Source organism: Stackebrandtia soli (assembly GCF_965137155.1).
Lineage (GTDB): Bacteria > Actinomycetota > Actinomycetes > Mycobacteriales > Micromonosporaceae > Stackebrandtia > Stackebrandtia soli.
The window spans coordinates 24,323-41,106 of record NZ_CBCRZX010000039.1; the positions used below are offsets into that span (position 1 = coordinate 24,323).

General features: G+C 67.5%; 12 protein-coding genes and 2 pseudogenes. 8 read left to right on the forward strand and 6 right to left on the reverse strand.

Going from position 1 to position 16,784, the window contains the following annotated elements; genetic code table 11:
* Positions 1–13: 13 nt before the first annotated feature.
* Positions 14–649: an SWIM zinc finger family protein gene (locus tag ACM9NP_RS18770; RefSeq protein ID WP_415648047.1), complete on the reverse strand. Its 636-nt coding sequence runs from the start codon at positions 647–649 to the stop codon at positions 14–16.
* A complete protein-coding gene (locus ACM9NP_RS18775; protein WP_415648048.1) occupies positions 646–2,571 on the reverse strand; it encodes a DEAD/DEAH box helicase in 1,926 nt (641 codons plus the stop codon). The genes ACM9NP_RS18770 and ACM9NP_RS18775 overlap by 4 nt, the downstream gene beginning before the upstream one ends.
* A 160-nt stretch (positions 2,572–2,731) precedes the next feature.
* Here ACM9NP_RS18775 and ACM9NP_RS18780 point away from each other — a divergent pair, with 160 nt between their 5' ends.
* The 6 genes from ACM9NP_RS18780 (at position 2,732) to ACM9NP_RS18805 (ending at position 10,000) form a co-directional block, all read left to right on the forward strand.
* Positions 2,732–4,096, forward strand: coding sequence for a peptidase C39 family protein (locus tag ACM9NP_RS18780; RefSeq protein WP_415648049.1), 1,365 nt, complete (start codon positions 2,732–2,734; stop codon positions 4,094–4,096).
* 134 nt (positions 4,097–4,230) lie between these two features.
* Complete coding sequence (locus ACM9NP_RS18785) at positions 4,231–4,809, forward strand: winged helix-turn-helix domain-containing protein (RefSeq protein ID WP_415648050.1); 579 nt, start codon at positions 4,231–4,233, stop codon at positions 4,807–4,809.
* Between the two features lie 80 nt (positions 4,810–4,889).
* Positions 4,890–6,173, forward strand: coding sequence for an MFS transporter (locus ACM9NP_RS18790; protein WP_415648051.1), 1,284 nt, complete (start codon positions 4,890–4,892; stop codon positions 6,171–6,173).
* Between the two features lie 9 nt (positions 6,174–6,182).
* Complete coding sequence (gene polX, locus ACM9NP_RS18795; protein WP_415648052.1) at positions 6,183–7,877, forward strand: DNA polymerase/3'-5' exonuclease PolX; 1,695 nt, start codon at positions 6,183–6,185, stop codon at positions 7,875–7,877.
* Between the two features lie 67 nt (positions 7,878–7,944).
* Entirely contained in the window at positions 7,945–9,129 is a 1,185-nt protein-coding gene (locus ACM9NP_RS18800; protein WP_415648053.1) for a hypothetical protein, read from the forward strand.
* 181 nt (positions 9,130–9,310) lie between these two features.
* Positions 9,311–10,000, forward strand: coding sequence for a peptidoglycan recognition protein family protein (locus tag ACM9NP_RS18805; protein WP_415648054.1), 690 nt, complete (start codon positions 9,311–9,313; stop codon positions 9,998–10,000).
* 51 nt (positions 10,001–10,051) lie between these two features.
* On the opposite strand, the gene ACM9NP_RS18810 is transcribed toward ACM9NP_RS18805, so the two are convergent.
* Both ACM9NP_RS18810 and ACM9NP_RS18815 read right to left on the reverse strand, forming a co-directional pair.
* Complete coding sequence (locus ACM9NP_RS18810; protein ID WP_415648055.1) at positions 10,052–10,294, reverse strand: LapA family protein; 243 nt, start codon at positions 10,292–10,294, stop codon at positions 10,052–10,054.
* 191 nt (positions 10,295–10,485) lie between these two features.
* Complete coding sequence (locus ACM9NP_RS18815; protein WP_415648056.1) at positions 10,486–10,758, reverse strand: hypothetical protein; 273 nt, start codon at positions 10,756–10,758, stop codon at positions 10,486–10,488.
* A gap of 512 nt (positions 10,759–11,270) precedes the next feature.
* Here ACM9NP_RS18815 and ACM9NP_RS18820 point away from each other — a divergent pair.
* Positions 11,271–12,215 (forward strand): aldo/keto reductase, encoded by a 945-nt coding sequence (locus tag ACM9NP_RS18820; RefSeq protein WP_415648057.1) that lies wholly within the window; start codon positions 11,271–11,273, stop codon positions 12,213–12,215.
* Between the two features lie 183 nt (positions 12,216–12,398).
* Positions 12,399–13,424: a hypothetical protein gene (locus ACM9NP_RS18825; protein ID WP_415648058.1), complete on the forward strand. Its 1,026-nt coding sequence runs from the start codon at positions 12,399–12,401 to the stop codon at positions 13,422–13,424.
* Between the two features lie 11 nt (positions 13,425–13,435).
* Here ACM9NP_RS18825 and ACM9NP_RS18830 read toward each other — a convergent pair.
* Positions 13,436–16,353: pseudogene (locus tag ACM9NP_RS18830) on the reverse strand (alpha-mannosidase); the annotation flags it as partial.
* A 182-nt stretch (positions 16,354–16,535) separates the two neighbouring features.
* Positions 16,536–16,784 (reverse strand): annotated as a pseudogene (locus tag ACM9NP_RS18835) (hypothetical protein); the annotation flags it as partial.

Genomic DNA, 16,784 nt, shown 5'->3' on the forward strand with positions numbered 1-16,784 from the left:
TCGACCGAGTCAATTATGCGAAACCCAGGAGAAGCGCGTTCGCGGTCGTGTTCCTTTCGTAATAGTCATCGGCCGACAAAGCCGTCACCGCCACCCTCTCCGTCGGCGTCCTCCCCGCAGGCGGGCGCGGATATCCGGCCCGCAACCCCGCCAGGAACGCGTCATGATCCCGGCCTCGCAACAGCGGCAACAGGAACGGGTCGTCGTCGAAGCGGGCGGCGAAGGCGTGTTGGACCGCGATGACGTGCACGCACGCCGCGCTGGAGTCCTTGCAAGGGCAGTACGTGTCGAGTTCGCCATCGGCCGGGAACAGCGAGAGACCGATCATGGACAGTTGCTTGTCGATGGTGGTGGGCAGACGGTCGTCCAACAGATCGGCGAGGTTGCGCAGCTGCTCGGCGAGCGTCCGGTCGACCGCGTTCCACTGCGCGGTATCGAATACGGGGAGCCGCACGCTCACCCCGAAGCTGCGACGAGGCTGGTCGACCCACGCCGACAACTCGCCCGGATCGATCGTCAGCAGATCGACGGCGCCCGCGCGGGCGAGCGTCCGGGCCTTCGACATCCGGGAGTCCGGGTAGGTGATCCCGAGCTGCTCGACCGTCCGCAGCCAGCGCTTCCCCCACCAGGTCCGACCGTAACCGCTCACGCGACCTCCATCTCGGACAGTTCGATGAGCTTGCGGAGCTGCCGGTCGTCGAGGTTGGTGACCCAGTCCTCCCCGGTGCCGATGACGGCGTCCGTCAGGCTTCGCTTGCGTTCCAACATGTCGGCGATGCGCTCCTCCAAGGTGCCACCGGTGACCAGTTTGTACACGTCGACGGGGCGGGTCTGCCCGATGCGGTGCGCCCGGTCGGTCGCCTGGTCCTCCACCGCGGGGTTCCACCATCGGTCATAGTGGACGACGTTCGTCGCGGCCGTGAGATTCAGGCCCGTACCGCCCGCCTTCAGGCTGACGATGAGGATCGGGTCCGGGGCGGTGTCGCCCTGGAAACGGTCGACCATCACCTCCCGCGCCGGCTGCGAGACCCCGCCGTGCAGGAACGGGACCTCGTCGATCCCCAGCTCCGCGCCCAGATGCCGCGCGAGCAGCTCGCCCATCGTGCGGAACTGAGTGAAGATCAGCGTCTGGCTGCCCTCGGCGACAGCCTCGGCGAGCATCTCGGTCACGCGATCGAGCTTGCCGGACCGGCCCCGCAGCGTTCCCTCCGTTCCGAGGAACTGGGCGGGGTGGTTGCAGATCTGCTTCAACTGCGTCAACAGCTTCAGGATGCGGCCGTGCCGGGCGATGCCGGCACCGAAGCCCGTGTCGAGAGCCGCCGACACGGCACCCCTGTACAACTTGGCCTGCTCCGCCGTCAACGTGCACGAGACGATGGACTCCTGCTTGGCCGGGAGGTCGTCGGCGACGTCGTTCTTCAATCGCCGCAACAGGTACGGTTCGACGGTGTGCCGCAGCCGCGCGGCGACCCGGCCGTCGTGCCGCAACTCGATCGGTTCGGCGAAGCGTTTGACGAAGCGCTGGTGCGTTCCCAACAGGCCGGGATTCGCGAAGTCCATGATGGACCAAAGTTCGCTGAGGCGGTTCTCCATCGGCGTACCCGTCAGCGCGACCCGCACGTGGGCGGGAAGCAGCCGCGCTGCCTTCGCGGTCTGGGACTGTCGATTCTTGATCTGCTGCGCCTCATCGAGAACCACGACGTCCCAGTCGACGCTCGCGAACAGCTCGATGTCGCGCAGCATCACCTGGTAGCTCGTCACGACGACCGAACCGGGCTCGAACGCGGCGACGTCGGCCGCGCGCTGTGGACCGTGATGACGCAGCACCCCCAGTCTCGGCGCGAACCGGCGCAGCTCGCGCGCCCAGTTCCCGAGCACCGAGGTCGGACACACCACCACATGTGGACGGTGGCGATCGGTCGCCGCTCGGCCCGCGATCAACGCGATCGCCTGCAGGGTCTTGCCCAGTCCCATGTCGTCGGCGAGCAGTGCTCCCCGCCCGTGGTCGGCGATCGCCCGCAGCCACGCGACACCGTTGCGTTGGTAGGGCCGCAACGTCGCCTCGACATCGGGGGTGTCGGCCTCGTCGTCCTTGGCGTCGACGAGCCGTTCCCCGGTCGTCGACGGAGCGAGATAGGTCCGCGTCACCGCCTCGGCGAACGCCGTCAACGCCGCGTAGGCCGTCCACACGCCATCGCCGTCGACCATCGCGTGCGCGGCGGCGGGCATCGACTCGGCGAGTGCCTCGAAGCGCTCCGCCTCGCCGCCACCGAGGGCGATGAGGGCGGCGGCCCGCCACGTCAGCAGGGAGGCGCTCATGCCCGGCCGAGGCTGGATCGCGGCGAGCGCCGGGACCGCCTGGCCGAGTGGCACCGTTCGCACCGGGGTCGACCGCGCCGTCACCTTCTCGCCGTCGGGCCGGGCCAGCAGCCGGTGCGACGGTGCCCCGTCGGGTAGACCGTGCCGCCCTGCGGCGTCGAGGACGTCGGTGGTGCCCCACCACGCCATCGTGCCGCCTGAGGGACTGTCAGGGTCGGGTAGGAAGCACGCCTGGAGGGACGCGGGCAGCAATTCGCCGACCTTTCATGGGAGGGAACAGGAGGCGAAAACGATAACCGAGGTTGTCGCTGTATGCAAATTATGGAGTCTACCTTTATGAATGATCGCTGATACGTGCTGGAATTTGTGGTGTCCCCCCTTCGCTCCGGCAACGACATTAAGGATGTGTCCAATGAGTAATGCGATGTCGCGGCGGGCCGTGCTCACGGCCGGGCTGGCCGCGGGTTCGTCGATCTTGGCGGCCGGTGCCGCCTCCGCCGAGGAGTCCGCCGCCTTGACAGACGTGACCACGATGGCGGACGCCGATATCGATTTCCGCGAGTGGGCGTCGACGCGCCAGTGGCACGAGGGTGAGGCGCAGGGAGTCAAGGTCGACAGCCGGGGCGGCCGACCTGGCATCCGTTTCCACAAGGCCGTGGACTCGGTGGAGTACACCGATCCGCACACCGACGTGACCGCGAACTGGGACATCGCGGTGTGGACCTCGCCGTGGTACGAGATCGGCTTCGGCGCGACCGAGGTCATTCCGTCCTGGAACGCCGAGACTCCGGCGGGCAGCTGGCTTCAGGTCGAGCTCGCCGCGCGCTACGACGACGGCGCCGACAGCGAGTGGTTCGTGATGGGCCGCTGGGCGTCGGGGGAGACCGACATCCGTCGCACCTCCGTCGACGGTCAGGGCGACCCGCGCGCCACGATCTGGACCGACACCTTCTCCATCGACGACCCCGACGCGCACCGCGTCGCCGCCTACCGCTTCCGGTTGACGTTGCACCGCACGCCGGGCAGCGATGTCCGTCCGCGCGTCTGGCGCATCGGCGCCCTCGCCTCCACCGTCCCCGACCGTTTCGACGTGCCCGAGTCGACGCCCGGCGTCGCGCGTGGCCTGGAAGTCGATGTGCCGCAATACTCACAGAGTATCCACTCTGGTCAATACCCGGAGTATGGTGGCGGCGGCCAGGCCTGGTGCAGCCCGACGTCGTCCCAGATGATCATCGAGTCGTTCGGCCGTAAGGCGGACCCGGAGGACTACACCTGGGTCGACCCCTCCTACGCGGACCGTCAGATCTGCCACGCGGCTCGGCAGACCTTCGACGCCCAGTACGACGGCTGTGGGAACTGGCCGTTCAACGCTGCCTACGCAGCGACGTACGAGGACATGGACGCCATCGTCACCCGCATCGGCTCCCTCGACGAGGCCGAGGCCCTCATCGCGGCCGGGTTCCCGATCATCACCTCGCAGTCGTTCCTGAAAGAAGAACTCGACGGCGCGGGCTACGGGACGGCGGGGCACCTGATGACGCTCATCGGGTTCACGGAGGACGGTGACGTCATCGCGAACGATCCGGCCTCCCCGACGAACGAGGCGGTTCGTCACGTCTACAACCGTCGCCAGTTCGAGAACATCTGGCTGCGGACGAAGCGGTACAACGCCAGTGGATCGGTCGTCGGCGCCAGCGGCGGCGTCTGCTACCTGTACAAGTCGACGGACCGCGAGTGGCCGACCCTGCCTGGTGTTCCCGGGTTGAGCGGCTGCTGAGCACCGAGTTCGTCCACGGGGAGTCCGAGTCGTCGGGCTCCCCGTTCGCGTTGCCCGGCCGCGTTTCGGAGGGGACGACCGAAGATCGCAAAGAAGTCTTTGCAAAATAGTCTTTGCAATGTTAGTGTCGTGGCATGGACGACTCGACGATCAAACTCGTCACCGATCTCGCGGCTCTGAAGATCGTGGCCCACCCGCTGCGCGCCCGTCTCCTCGGCGCCCTGCGCATGCACGGTCCCGCGACCGCCAGCGAACTCGGGCGCCGCTTCGACGAGAGCAGTGGCTCCACCAGCTATCACCTGCGCGAGTTGGCCAAACACGACTTCGTCGAGCTCGACCCGGAACAGCACAACGCCCGGGACAAGCGGTGGCGTGCGACCGCCCGCTACACCTCCTGGCGAAACTCCGACTTCGGCGACGTCGAAGGGCGCGAGGCCACCCGTGCACTTCGCGGGAATCAGACGGCCTTCCTCATCGACAAGCTCGAACGCCACGATGCCGCCGTCGACGAACTCGAGGACGTCTGGCGCGACACCCTCGCCATGTCCGACTACGCCGCCGAACTCAGCCCGGAGTCCGTGCGGGAGCTGCAACGGCGGACGCTGGCGCTCGTTGAGGAGCTTCGCGAGAAGGACCGCGGTCGTCCCGACACGCGATTCGTTCGCCTCTACCTGGCGGCCCTCATCGACCCCGACGACCAGGACGCGCCCTAACCACAGGCCGCACTCCGCAACCACCCAATCCATGACGCGACGCCCATGCGCCGCGCGCCTTTCCCTGCTCGGAGCAACCAATGACCACCATGGATTCATCGGCGCTGCGTCGCCGCTACGTAGTGCTGACCGCCCTCACTTGGCTTCCGGTCGGACTCACCCTGGCCGTCGGCGTTCTCATGATGACCTCACGCGGTCTCGGCCTCGCCGAGGTCGGTCTCGTATTCGTCATCCACAGTGTTGTGGTCACGGTCCTCGAACTGCCCACCGGAGGCATCGCCGACCTCATCGGACGACGTGGCGTCCTCGCCGTCTCGGCCGCGACCGGCGCCGTCGCGCTCGTGTGGATCGCCATGGCGACCACACTGTGGGAGTTCATCGCCATCACCGTTCTGCGCGGGATCGCCCGTGCGCTGTCGTCCGGCCCCGCCGAAGCCTGGTACGTCGACGCCGTCCACGCCACCGACCCCGACGCTCCGATCCGCGGTGGTCTGGCGGCGGGGGAGGCCACTGGCTCGATCGTCCTCGGCATCGGCACGATTCTCGGTGGACTGATGCCGATCGTCTTCCCTCCGACCGGCAACGGACTGCTCGTCCCGCTGTCGATCCCGATGCTCGTCGCCGCCGGCTGCTACCTCGCCTTGTTGCTGACGGCGCTCCTCGGCATGCCCGAGCCGTCGAGGTCCGGCCCCACGCCCCGTCTCCTCGCCCTGATCCGTGAGGTTCCGTCGACGATCGCGGACGGGATCCGCCTCGGATTCCGCAGCCGGGTGCTCGCCCACGTCTTCGCCACCGTCGCGGTCGTCGGGGTTGCCCTGAACACGGTCGAGCTCTTCACCCCCGTCCGCATCGAGGAACTGACCGGAGACGCCACCGGGGCCGCGACCGTGTACGGAGTCATCACGGCGGTCGGTTTCGCGGGCAGCGCGCTCGGCGCGACTCTGAGCGGCCGTCTCGCGGATGCGCTGGGCAGCGTCGTCCGCACCGCCGTCACGGGCATCGGGATCGCTGCCACCGGGTTGATCCTGTTGTGCGCCAGCGGTTCCATGACCGGTGCCGCGGGTCTGGTCGCGACCGCGTTCGGCTACTCCGTCATGTTCGCGGGGATCGGCTTCGTCGGCCCCGTCCGCTCCGAGATCATCCACCGTCAGGTCACGTCGAGGCAGCGCGCGACGGTCGTCTCCGTCCAGTCGCTCGTCCTGCAGGGCGGCGGCGCGTCGGCGGCCCTGGTCCTGCCGTGGCTGGCGCCCATCATCACGATCCAGGGCGTCTGGGCCGTCTCCGGGGTGCTGCTCGCGGCGTCCGCGCTCATGTACCTGCGGGTCCGCGCCGACTTCACGAACACCGTCGGTGTGGCGCCCTAGGCTGTGCCCATGCCCAGGGCCAACGATGAAGCAGCCGCCGCGTTGCGGGAGTACGCCGACCTGTTCGCACTGTCCGGTGGCGACGCCTTCCGCGTGCGCAGCTATCAAAAGGCCGCTAAGGCCGTCGCCGGGTTCGCCCAAGACCTCACCCCGGACAATGTGCGGACCGTGCCCGGCGTCGGTGACGCCATCGCCAAGAAGATCACCCAATTCCTGAAAGACGGCAGCTTCCGGCAGCTCGACGACTTGCGGGCCAAAATCCCCGACGGCGTACGCCAGCTGACACGAGTGCCGACGCTCGGGCCGAAGACCGCCATCATGCTGTTCGAGACATACGGCATCGACTCGCCCGACGCGCTCGCCGAGGCCATCGCCGCCGGTCGGCTGGCAGGTGTCAAAGGCTTGGGCCCCAAGTCATTGACGAAACTGCTCAAGGGCATCGAACAGCTTCGACAGAATGCCGGGAAAGTCCACATCGGTGTCGCGATGTCGATGGCCGAGCAGGTGATCGCCGCACTGTCGGATTCGGCCGACCGGATCGACTACGCCGGTTCGCTGCGTCGCATGAAGGACCGAATCGGCGATGTCGACATCCTCGCGGTGGCGCCGCCGTCGATCATGGCGGAGTTCCGGGCTCAGTCGTACGTCACCGAGGTGATCGCGGGAGGCGACGCGAAGACGTCGGTGATGACCACCGAAGGTCTGCAGATCGACCTGCGGGTGGTGCCGGCCGAGTCGTGGGGCGCGGCGATGCAGTACTTCACCGGCTCCAAGGAACACAACGTCGCCCTCAGGGAGCGGGCGGTCAAGAAGGGTTGGCGGTTGTCCGAGTACGGCCTGTTCGACGGCGAGGACGTTCTGGCCGCCGCCGAGGAAAAGGACATATACGCCAAACTCGGCATGCAGTACGTACCGCCTCCGTTGCGCGAGGGCATCGGTGAAGTCGAGGCCGCGGTTCGCGGCGAACTGCCGCTTGTCGTCGAACTGTCAGATCTCGTCGGTGACCTGCACACTCACACCGACCTGACCGACGGCTTGGCGTCACTGGCCGACATGGTCGCCGCGGCAGCCGATCGCGGCTACGCCTACTACGCGGTGACCGACCACGCGCCCGACCTGGCGATGCAGCGCATGACCTTGGACAAGATGCTTCGGCAGCGCGAAGAACTGCGACAGTTGCAGCGGAGGTACCCGAAGCTGCGTCTGCTGCACGGCACCGAACTCAACATCGGCCCCGACGGTTCGGTCGACTGGCCCGGCGACGTACTGGCGGACTTCGACGTATGCGTGGCCTCGGTCCATTCGCACTTCGATCAGCCGCGCGAGGAGATGACCCGTCGTTTCATCACGGCGTGCGAAAACCCGAACGTCGACATCATCGGTCACCCGACGACCCGCAAGATCGGCCGACGTGAGCCGGTGGACGCCGACTGGGACGCGATATTCCAGGTCGCCGCCCGCACCAAGACCATCATGGAGATCGACTCCTATCCGGACAGATCAGACCTTCCCGTGGATCTGGTGCGACTGGCCAAACATCACGGCGTTAAGTTCTCAGTGGACAGTGACTCGCATGCCATACCGCACCTGGCGTACCAGCGTTTCGGCATCGGAATCGCCCAACGCGCGTGGCTGACCGTCGACGACGTCGTCAACACTTGGCCGTTGACACGGCTGCGGGAATTCATAGGGCGCGACCACTGACGCCCACCGGCGCGGCCCGACCGTGCCGCGCCCATCCGATACTCGACAGCGCCGATACTCTGCGCAGGTGTTCAAACTGCTCACCGCCCTCCTCATCGGCGTGCTGCTCGGCGGCATCGCTCTCCTCGTCGCACTCGGCGACCCCGACCACTTCTGGATCGTGCCGGTCGTCGTTCCTTTCCTCTTCATCGGTTTCTCCATCGCGGGTGCCTCTGGCCGTCTGAGCATTCGCAGCGCCATCCCCGAGACCTTCGACATCGGGAAGCCCATCCCGACCGGACCGCGCATCCCCGCCCGCATTGAGCACATCGAGCGGACGAACGCAATAAACGGCCAGCCCTTGGGCCGTCTTCGGCTCGTCGTCGCCCCACCGGATCGGGACGCGTACCAGACCACGGCGACGGCGCTGCTCGACATCGTGACGCTGTCGCGGTTCCAGCCCGGAGCGATCATTCCCGTCGTGCGCAACGACCCCGACCGGCCCGAGGTCACCGTCATCACGACGCACGATCCCCAGTGGAGCGGTGAGACGCCGAGCGGAGTTCCCATCCCGTCCGCCGTCTACGCGCCTGAGTGGAAGTCGGACCCGAAGCCCGCGCCGCGGCCGACACCCCCCGGTCGGCGGGGCAGCGGCCTCAGGATCGCGAGCTACATCGCGCTCGTCGCGGTGGGCTTCGGCATCGTCATCGCCCCCTCGTACGACCGGTTCTCGCAAGGCGTCGCCGGCATCCTCACCGGTGAGGACCCGTTCGACTACACCACCGGACGCAATGTCGCCGAGGGCATCGACGCCCTCATCGAGGAGGTCGGCGGGCCGATGTTCACCGATATAAGCCTCCACGACGGGTACATCATCATCGAGGCGCCGACCACGCCCGGCGCGGTGACCCTGGACGCCTTCCATTACCGCTACGGCGTGGCCAGCCGACAGGGGCCCTCGACGATCCAGCCCGAGGACATCGATCTCGAGCTGTTCGATGTGCGGGAGGTCGACTTCACGCTCCTGCCGGACCTCATCGCGCGGACACACGAGCTCACCGGCCTCACCGGCGAGATCGAGAACACCTACATCGGTGTGCGGCGCTTCCTCGGCTCGCCCGATGACGGGCCGGGACCGCTCGAAATCGACATCACGCTCGACGACCCCTATCACGATGGATCGGTGACTTTCGATCTTTCGGGAAAGGTGTCCAGGATGTACGGTGGCGTTCCGGGTTCGCAGTCGTACGAGGCGGAGCACTCCGAGGACTGAGTGTCCGAAATGGTGGTGATCTTCTGAAGGAAACCGCCAATCTATTGACATGTATCGAAGTAATTCGACATGATGGGTCGGTGACGCGTTCGCGCCACGCCGATGCCGACCGGTGCCCGTTCCGCCGCACCCGGCGCGGTGCCGCACCGGCTGCCGGTCGTCCGTGGAAAGGACCATCGACATGTCCCACCCCGACCCGGACCGTCCGCCCCGCCTGTCACGTCGCGGGCTCATCCTCGGCGCCGCCGCGATCGGCGGCGCGGCCCTCGGCGTACCGTCCATCGCGCACGCCGCTCCCGGCTCCAAGGCCGGTGAACCGGTGCTGCTGTACGACCGCGCCGACTGGAGCGCCCGGCCGCCGCGAGTGCCCGTCCAGATCATCGACCCGCCCGACACGATCGTCGTTCACCACGCGGTATGGCCCAACACTCAGGACTTCTCGCTGGCGCGCGCCTTCCGGACGTCCCGCGAGATCCAGGACCTGCACATGGACGGCAACGGCTGGATCGACGCCGGGCAGCAGTTGACGATCAGCCGTGGCGGCCACGTGATGGAGGGCCGCCACCGCAGCTTCGAGGCGATCAGGGCCGGTCGTCTCGTCTACGGCACACAGACCGCCAACCACAACGGCCACACCATCGGCATCGAGAACGAAGGCACCTACACGGAGGCCGACGCGATCATTCCGACCGGCCAGTTCGGGTCTCTCGTCCAGACGTGCGCATGGCTGTGCACGCGGTACAACCTCGATCCGCACGCGGCGATCCACGGGCACCGCGACTTCGTGAACACGATCTGTCCCGGCCAAGCCCTGTACAACCGGCTCCCCGAACTGCGCAATCGGGTCGCCGACCTGATGGAGAACGGCTGACGACCCGGCATCGTCAGCCCCCGCCCGCGTTCCCGCCCGACGCGGGCGGGTTCACTTCTTCCCGCGCCGTCGCCACGCTCCGACCAGCAGCCCGAAGGCCCAGCCCGCCAAGAACGTGATGAGCAGCGCGATCCACATCGGCATTGAGACGGTGCCGACCCACAGTTTGATCGCCACGGTCTCGACGTTGGAGAAGATGAACCACGCCGCCAGGGCGAGCAGTGCCAGCGCCCCGATCAGCTTCAAGATCGATATGCTGCGACCCTCGTCGCCGCTCGTGTCCCTGCTGCTCATTCCACTTACCTCCCGTGTGATCGTGCCCGACCATCATCGCGGCACAGCCGAGGGAATTTCGTCGAACGCGGCAGACCGGTGCGATGCTCGGCTCTGCGTTGAGGGGGAGCGGCCCGCCTCGCGATCCGACTTGGCCGGCTCGACACGACGAACGGCCCCGGTCGAGACCGAGGCCGTCGAGGGGCGAAGCGTCAGCCGGGCTGGCCGGTGGACAGGACACCCGCGAGCCGCACGGCCTCGCGGAGGGCGTTCTCCATCTCGATCTCCATTCCCGTGGCCATGCGCAGGCGCTCGGCTATCTGATCGAGGATGAGCATTTTGTCGGAACCACCGGACACGGCGAAGGAGGCGTGCGCGTGTTGAGCGGCGACGTCACAGGACTTGATGGCGGCGGTGGTCGATTCGGCGTGTTGGATGGCCGACTGGATCGCGGCGATCACGCCCTCGGCGGCGTTCGTGGTCATCTGTTGTCCGTCCTCAAAGGTCGCGCCGGGCGGGCGGTCCCGGCACTGTCGGTCGTTTCGGTTGGCACCCGTGAACGACCATCCACACCAGACAGGGCGCCGGGGACGGCCGGTCGCTCCCCTCGATGATCGTCGATGGCCTCAAACGGTGCCGGGTCGGGGCGTCGTCGCAGCGTCCGGCACCTACGACGGACCTATTGCGACCATTGCGCCCGTACGGGCGGCCGGAGGGGGTCGTCCCGAGTCACGGGCCGGGCCGTTGTCGCCTTCGACCGGGTCGGTCGTCAGGCGTCCCGCGGTTTTATTGTCGACCGGTCGTTCGGCCGACGGGTCCTCGACATGGATGAGGCCGACGGCCGCCATGGTAGATCAGCAACGTCGATCCGTGTTCGACTCGGCCGGTTCGGTGACATCGTCATGTCGACGATGTCAATTCGGCCGACGGGGATGTCCGGCGTTTGCCGACGGTGCCTCACTAGCCCCGACCACGGTGACCGCGTTACGGTCTGGGAATGCGCTATCTACCGCTTGGGAACTCCGGACTGCACGTGTCGATCGTCGGCATCGGCTGCAACAACTTCGGCCGTCGACTCGACGCCGACGCGACCGCCGCGGTCGTCAACACCGCGATCGACCTCGGGGTGACCCTGTTCGACACCGCCGACATCTACAGTCACGGCGAGTCCGAGGTCCTGTTGGGCCAGGCTCTCGGCAAGCGACGGGACCAGGCCGTCATCGCCAGCAAGTTCGGCCACCAGAACGGGGACATGGGCTATGGGCCCGCCGCCGGAGCCAAGGGCGGACGCTCGTACATCCGCCGCGCCGTCGAGGAGTCGCTCCGCCGTCTCGGCACCGACTACATCGACCTGTACCAGATCCACACGCCCGACCCGGTCACACCGATCGCGGAGACGCTCACAGCCCTCGACGAGCTCATCGACGAAGGCAAGATTCGCTATATCGGACACTCGAACTTCTCCGGCTGGCAGATCGCGCAGGCCGCGCACACCGCCGACGAACTCGGACTGAACGGTTTCGTCTCCGCCCAGAACCACTGGTCCCTGCTCGAACGCGAAGCCGAACGCGAGGTCACCCCTGCGGCCATCGAATACGGACTCGGCGTGCTGCCCTACTTCCCACTCGCGAACGGCCTGCTCACCGGCAAGATCCGGCGCGGCGTCGCCGCCCAGGAGGGCACGCGGCTGTACGGCAACGACACCTACGTCACCGAGGAGAAACTCGACCGGGTCGAGGCGCTCTTCGCGTTCGCCGAGACGAACGGCGTGAGTCTGCTCGACGTCGCCATCGGCGGTCTGGCCGCGCTGCCGGGCTGCGCCTCCGTCATCGCCGGAGCGACCAAGCCGGAACAGGTCCGCGCCAACGTCGCCGCCGTGGAATGGGAACCGACCGACGAACAGCTCGCCGAACTCGACGAGATCCTGACCCCTCCGCAGTAGCCCGAGGCCCGGGAGGCGTTGCCCCGCCGTCCGGGCCCGGCTCCCCGTCGAAACGTCCGAAAAGCCCGGTTACGTCGTCAATGTGGCGATTCCGTGGCGCAATCGTTGCTTTCGCGGGGTGGCACGTCATCCCCTGACGTCGCATTATGGAGACACCCTTGCCTGTCTAAGGAGCCCCCCGTCATGAAGATCCGCAGAATCGTCGCGCTCGCGGCCACCGCCATGTCATTGCTCGTCGTGGCTGGTTGTGCCACCGGCCCCGCCGTTTTCCGCAGCATCTCGGGGTATATCCACAGTGTCGGCGAGGTCAGCGAGGAACCGTTGTGCGATGAGCCGATCGGCGAGGAGGCGGGTGCTCTCATCGGGCCTCATTTCGCCTTCTCGGTGTCCTGCGCGGCGTTCTCGCCGAGTCTGCAACTCCTGTCTCATATGGACATCTCTGCGGTTTACCCCGACGGTGTCCCGCCATCGGCGACCGCGGGGCACGAGTTCGTCGTCGTCCAGCTCGCGTCCAACCCGGGCGCGCGGCCGTATCACCCGATCACGGACTCCACCGACGTCACGGCGTTCTTCCTGATGGGGGACAAGCGCATCGAGCTGCCGGAGCTGCCGGAGAACGGGGACGTGCTCGTCGCCGTCGGTCCCGCCAAGGAACCGGCGTACCTGGTCGTGTCGGATTCCGGTATGGAGCAACGGTTCGACCTTCGGGAGGGCGTTCGCGAATCGGTCGTCGAGGGCTACTACCACGGTGTCGAGGGATTCAAGGCCACCGACGGCTACTCCATGCGGATCGAGGGCGAGAATTCACAGTGGACGGGCTGGGCGGAGGGGTCCGGCGACATCAGCCTGACCCGAACGCTGTGGGATGAGGAGCTCGGCTGGCCCAAGGAGGGCCGTGGGTTCGTCACCGTCGAGGTGAGCTGGTACGTCCACGAGGAGGACGGGAAGATCGCCTGGGACATCAAGCCCGAGAAGATGGTGTCCCTCACCGGCGCGGATGACGAGAAGTACGACATCCTCGAGAACCGGGAGAACGACGACACCACGTGGATCTACTACGAGTACGTCTTCGACGTGCCCGAGGACGTCACCGAGTTCACCGTCTCGTTCAACCCCAAGGGTTCCCTGCGCATCCTCGACGACGGCTCGAAGCTCTCCACCACGAAGAAGCCCAAGGCGGAGAAGCACACGGTGGACTTCGCGTCCTGACTGAGAACGCCGTCGGGGAGCGGCCGTTCCAACAGATCGGTCTCAGTGGCCGAAGCGATGGGAACGGTCACTCCGAGGACGCCGGTCGACCGGCCGCCAGAGGATTCGTACAACCGGACGACGAGGTCGCCGCTGCGGTCGTCGGCCAGTTTGATCGCCTCGATCACGATCCGGTCGTCGTCGACGGCCACCACCGGGGCGACCTCCCGCCGGCCCATGACGGACCGTTCCGGCAGGTTGATCCGATAGCCCTCGCGCACCGCGTCGGTGATGTCGGCGCCGACCACCAGCGCGTACCGCAGACGGTGCTCGCCCTGATCGGTGTGCGGGTCGGGGAAGCGCGGCGCCCGCAACAGCGACAGGCGAACCGTCGTGGTCGTGCCGCCGTCGTCGCGGACGGAACGCGTCACGTCGTGACCGTAGGTCGAGTCGTTGACGAGCGCGGCACCCCAACCCGGCTCGGCGACGTGCAGGAACCGGTGCGCGCAGATCTCGAACTTCGCCGCCTCCCAACTCGTGTTGGTGTGGGTCGCGCGTCGGACGTGGCCGTACTGGGTCTCCGCCGAGGACACCTCCGCGCGCACGTCGAGATCGAAGGCCGCCTTGAGGAGGGTCTCCGTCTCATGCCAGTCGACGTGCGTGTCGATGTCGACCCGGCGGGCGCCCCTGGTGAGGCCGATGTGTTGGACGACGGTCGAGTCGCCGAAGCGGCGCTCGACGCGCAGGGCGGCGTCGTCGGGCCCATCGGCGACGACGGCGATCGTCTCGACGTCGACCAGATCCGTCACGGTGTTGCGATAGAACGCGTCGACATCCCATGCGTCCCAGCGGTTCGGCAGGTCCGGGTGCAGCTGGAGCAGGTTCGCGGCCCCGCCCGGTGGAACCGCGTCGCGGTCGGAGGTCAAGTCCACGACGGACGTGACGAGGCCGCGCGCGTCGACGTCGACCCGGACGAATCCGTTGTGGATCGTCCATCCGTCGTCGGTCGTCTCGACGGTCACGTCGGCGCCGTCGATGATCGGCCTCGCGGCGGCGCCACCGCCCGGCACACCGGCACGCGGGTGCGGGGCGGCGTTGAAGACGATCATCCGGTCCCCGTCACCGGCGAGGTGTCGTTGCGCCTCGGCGGTGATCGGGGTCAATCGCCGTTCGACCTCCGCGTACGTCTCGGCGGCCTCACGGTGAACCCACGCGATCGACGAACCGGGCAGGATGTCGTGGAACTGGTGCAGTAGCACCGTTTTCCACAGCTCGTCGAGCTCGTCGTACGGGTACTCGAAACCGGTCACGGCCGCCGTGGTCGACCACAGCTCCGCCTCGCGCAGCAGGTGCTCGCTGCGGCGGTTGCCCTGTTTCGTCTTCGCCTGCGACGTGTAGGTGCCCCGGTGCAGCTCCAGGTACAGCTCGCCGACCCACACCGGCGCGTCCGGATATTCGGCCTCGGCGGCGGCGAAGAACTCCGACGGCCGCGCGATCCGAACCTTCGCGGAACCGTCGAGGTCCGCCAGTCGCCGCGCGCGGGCGAGCATATCGCGGTCGGTCCACCCCCGCCGTCACCGTGCCCGAACGGGACGAGTGACATTGAGGCGCCGCCCTTGTCCCTGAAGTTGGCGACCGCGTGCGCGACCTGCTTACCGGAGAGTTCCGCGTTGTACGTGTCCACGGGCGGGAAGTGCGTGAAGACCCGCGTTCCGTCCAGGCCTTCCCACCAGAAGGTGTGGTGCGGGAACGGGTTCGTCTGCGACCAGGAGATCTTCTGCGTGAGGAACCAGCGCGAGCCGGAGAGCTTCACGAGCTGCGGAAGTGCCGCCGAGTATCCGAACGAGTCCGGCAGCCACACCTCCTCGGTCTCGATTCCGAACTCGTCCAAAAAGAACCGTTTACCGTGGACGAACTGACGGGCGAGCGCCTCGGAGCCAGGCATGTTCGTGTCCGACTCGACCCACATCCCGCCGACCGGAACGAACTGGCCCCCCTCGATCTTCTCCTTGACACGCTCGTACACCTCCGGGCGGTGCTCCGCGATCCACGCCAACTGCTGCGCCTGGGACATCGCGAAGACGAAATCCGGATGATCGTCCATCAGATTGACCACATTGGATGCCGTTCGGGCGACCTTTCGAACCGTCTCCCGCAACGGCCACAGCCACGCCGAGTCGATGTGCGCGTGCCCCACGGCCCACAGCGTGTGCGCCGAAGCGCCCGACCCCGCTGCCAGCGCGGGCTCCAACACCGCGCGCGCCGCCGCCGCGCTCCCCGGCACGTCGGCCAGATCCAGCGCGTCCAGAGCCCGCCCGATCGCTCGCCACAACTCGGCGCGGCGCGGCAGTTCCACGGGCAACTCGACGGCGAGCTGCCCCGCCACCTCCAGGTCGTGCGCGAGTTCGAACACCTCCGGCCGGAACACCGCCAGCTCGGCCCGCCGCAACCGATACAGGGGCTCGTCCCCGGCCGTCTCCACGTCACCGAGCTCCGTCACCGGACCACGGATCTCCGGATTCGAAGCGGCCTCCACATAGAACTCCACCGCCTCGCCGGGCGCCGCGTCGATCCGCAACCAATGATTGCGCGGATGCAGCCCCTTCACGGGCGTGCCGTCCGTCCGGTACACGAGCCCCTCGGCGGAGAAACCGGGACCGAAACCGTCGAAACCGAGATCAACGACGGCCTCCACAGTCCGACCAGACCAGTCCGCCGGAACCGTTCCCGTGAAACGGAACCAACTCGTTCCCCACGGACGTCCCCAGCGCTCGCCCACCGTCGTCTCGGTGAAATCCGCACCGATTCCGTCGCTCGGCGGCACCGGTTCACCCGGGGCGTGCCACACCTCGACCGTCAACGCCTCGGCCGGACCGTGGATCGCCGGGACGACACGCTCCCGAAGCACTCGACGCCAACGCTCCTCGGTCAACTTCCCGTCGTCATGCATGTGCGGCTCCTTCACCGTCGGTGTGCTGCGGCGGACTGACGCCCCGACGCTACTCGGCGGAACGAACGCCTCGCCACCCTCGCGAACCCGGTATCGGGCGGTTCTCGCAGATCGGTCGGCTTCGTCATCGAACCGGCGACTCGCGTCGCGGCCGCAGTTTCGAAGAACCCGCGAGGTGCGCGTCAAGCCGCCGACGCGCGATCGCGCTCATAATCCATTGTGGTTGCTGCGGCCGTCCACGCCACCATCAGCACGATCAGCAGCTCGCTCGCCGTCAACGCCCGCTCGACCAGACCCAACGGGACGATCAGCCACCACTCGACGTCACTCGCCACACTCAAGACGACCGCCGCGCCCAATACCGGAAACCACAACAGGGCGGCCCCCGACAACCACGTCAGCAACCGCCCCCGACGGCCCCGCTCCCCGTC

What these genes read in the sequence shown, in the direction of transcription:
- ACM9NP_RS18780 (WP_415648049.1), top strand. Translation starts at nt 2,732, where the DNA reads ATGAGTAATGCGATGTCGCGGCGGGCCGTGCTCACGGCCGGGCTGGCC.
- ACM9NP_RS18785 (WP_415648050.1), top strand. Translation starts at nt 4,231, where the DNA reads ATGGACGACTCGACGATCAAACTCGTCACCGATCTCGCGGCTCTGAAG.
- ACM9NP_RS18790 (WP_415648051.1), top strand. Translation starts at nt 4,890, where the DNA reads ATGACCACCATGGATTCATCGGCGCTGCGTCGCCGCTACGTAGTGCTG.
- polX (WP_415648052.1), top strand. Translation starts at nt 6,183, where the DNA reads ATGCCCAGGGCCAACGATGAAGCAGCCGCCGCGTTGCGGGAGTACGCC.
- ACM9NP_RS18805 (WP_415648054.1), top strand. Translation starts at nt 9,311, where the DNA reads ATGTCCCACCCCGACCCGGACCGTCCGCCCCGCCTGTCACGTCGCGGG.
- ACM9NP_RS18810 (WP_415648055.1), bottom strand. Translation starts at nt 10,294, where the DNA reads ATGAGCAGCAGGGACACGAGCGGCGACGAGGGTCGCAGCATATCGATC.
- ACM9NP_RS18815 (WP_415648056.1), bottom strand. Translation starts at nt 10,758, where the DNA reads ATGACCACGAACGCCGCCGAGGGCGTGATCGCCGCGATCCAGTCGGCC.
- ACM9NP_RS18820 (WP_415648057.1), top strand. Translation starts at nt 11,271, where the DNA reads ATGCGCTATCTACCGCTTGGGAACTCCGGACTGCACGTGTCGATCGTC.
- ACM9NP_RS18825 (WP_415648058.1), top strand. Translation starts at nt 12,399, where the DNA reads ATGAAGATCCGCAGAATCGTCGCGCTCGCGGCCACCGCCATGTCATTG.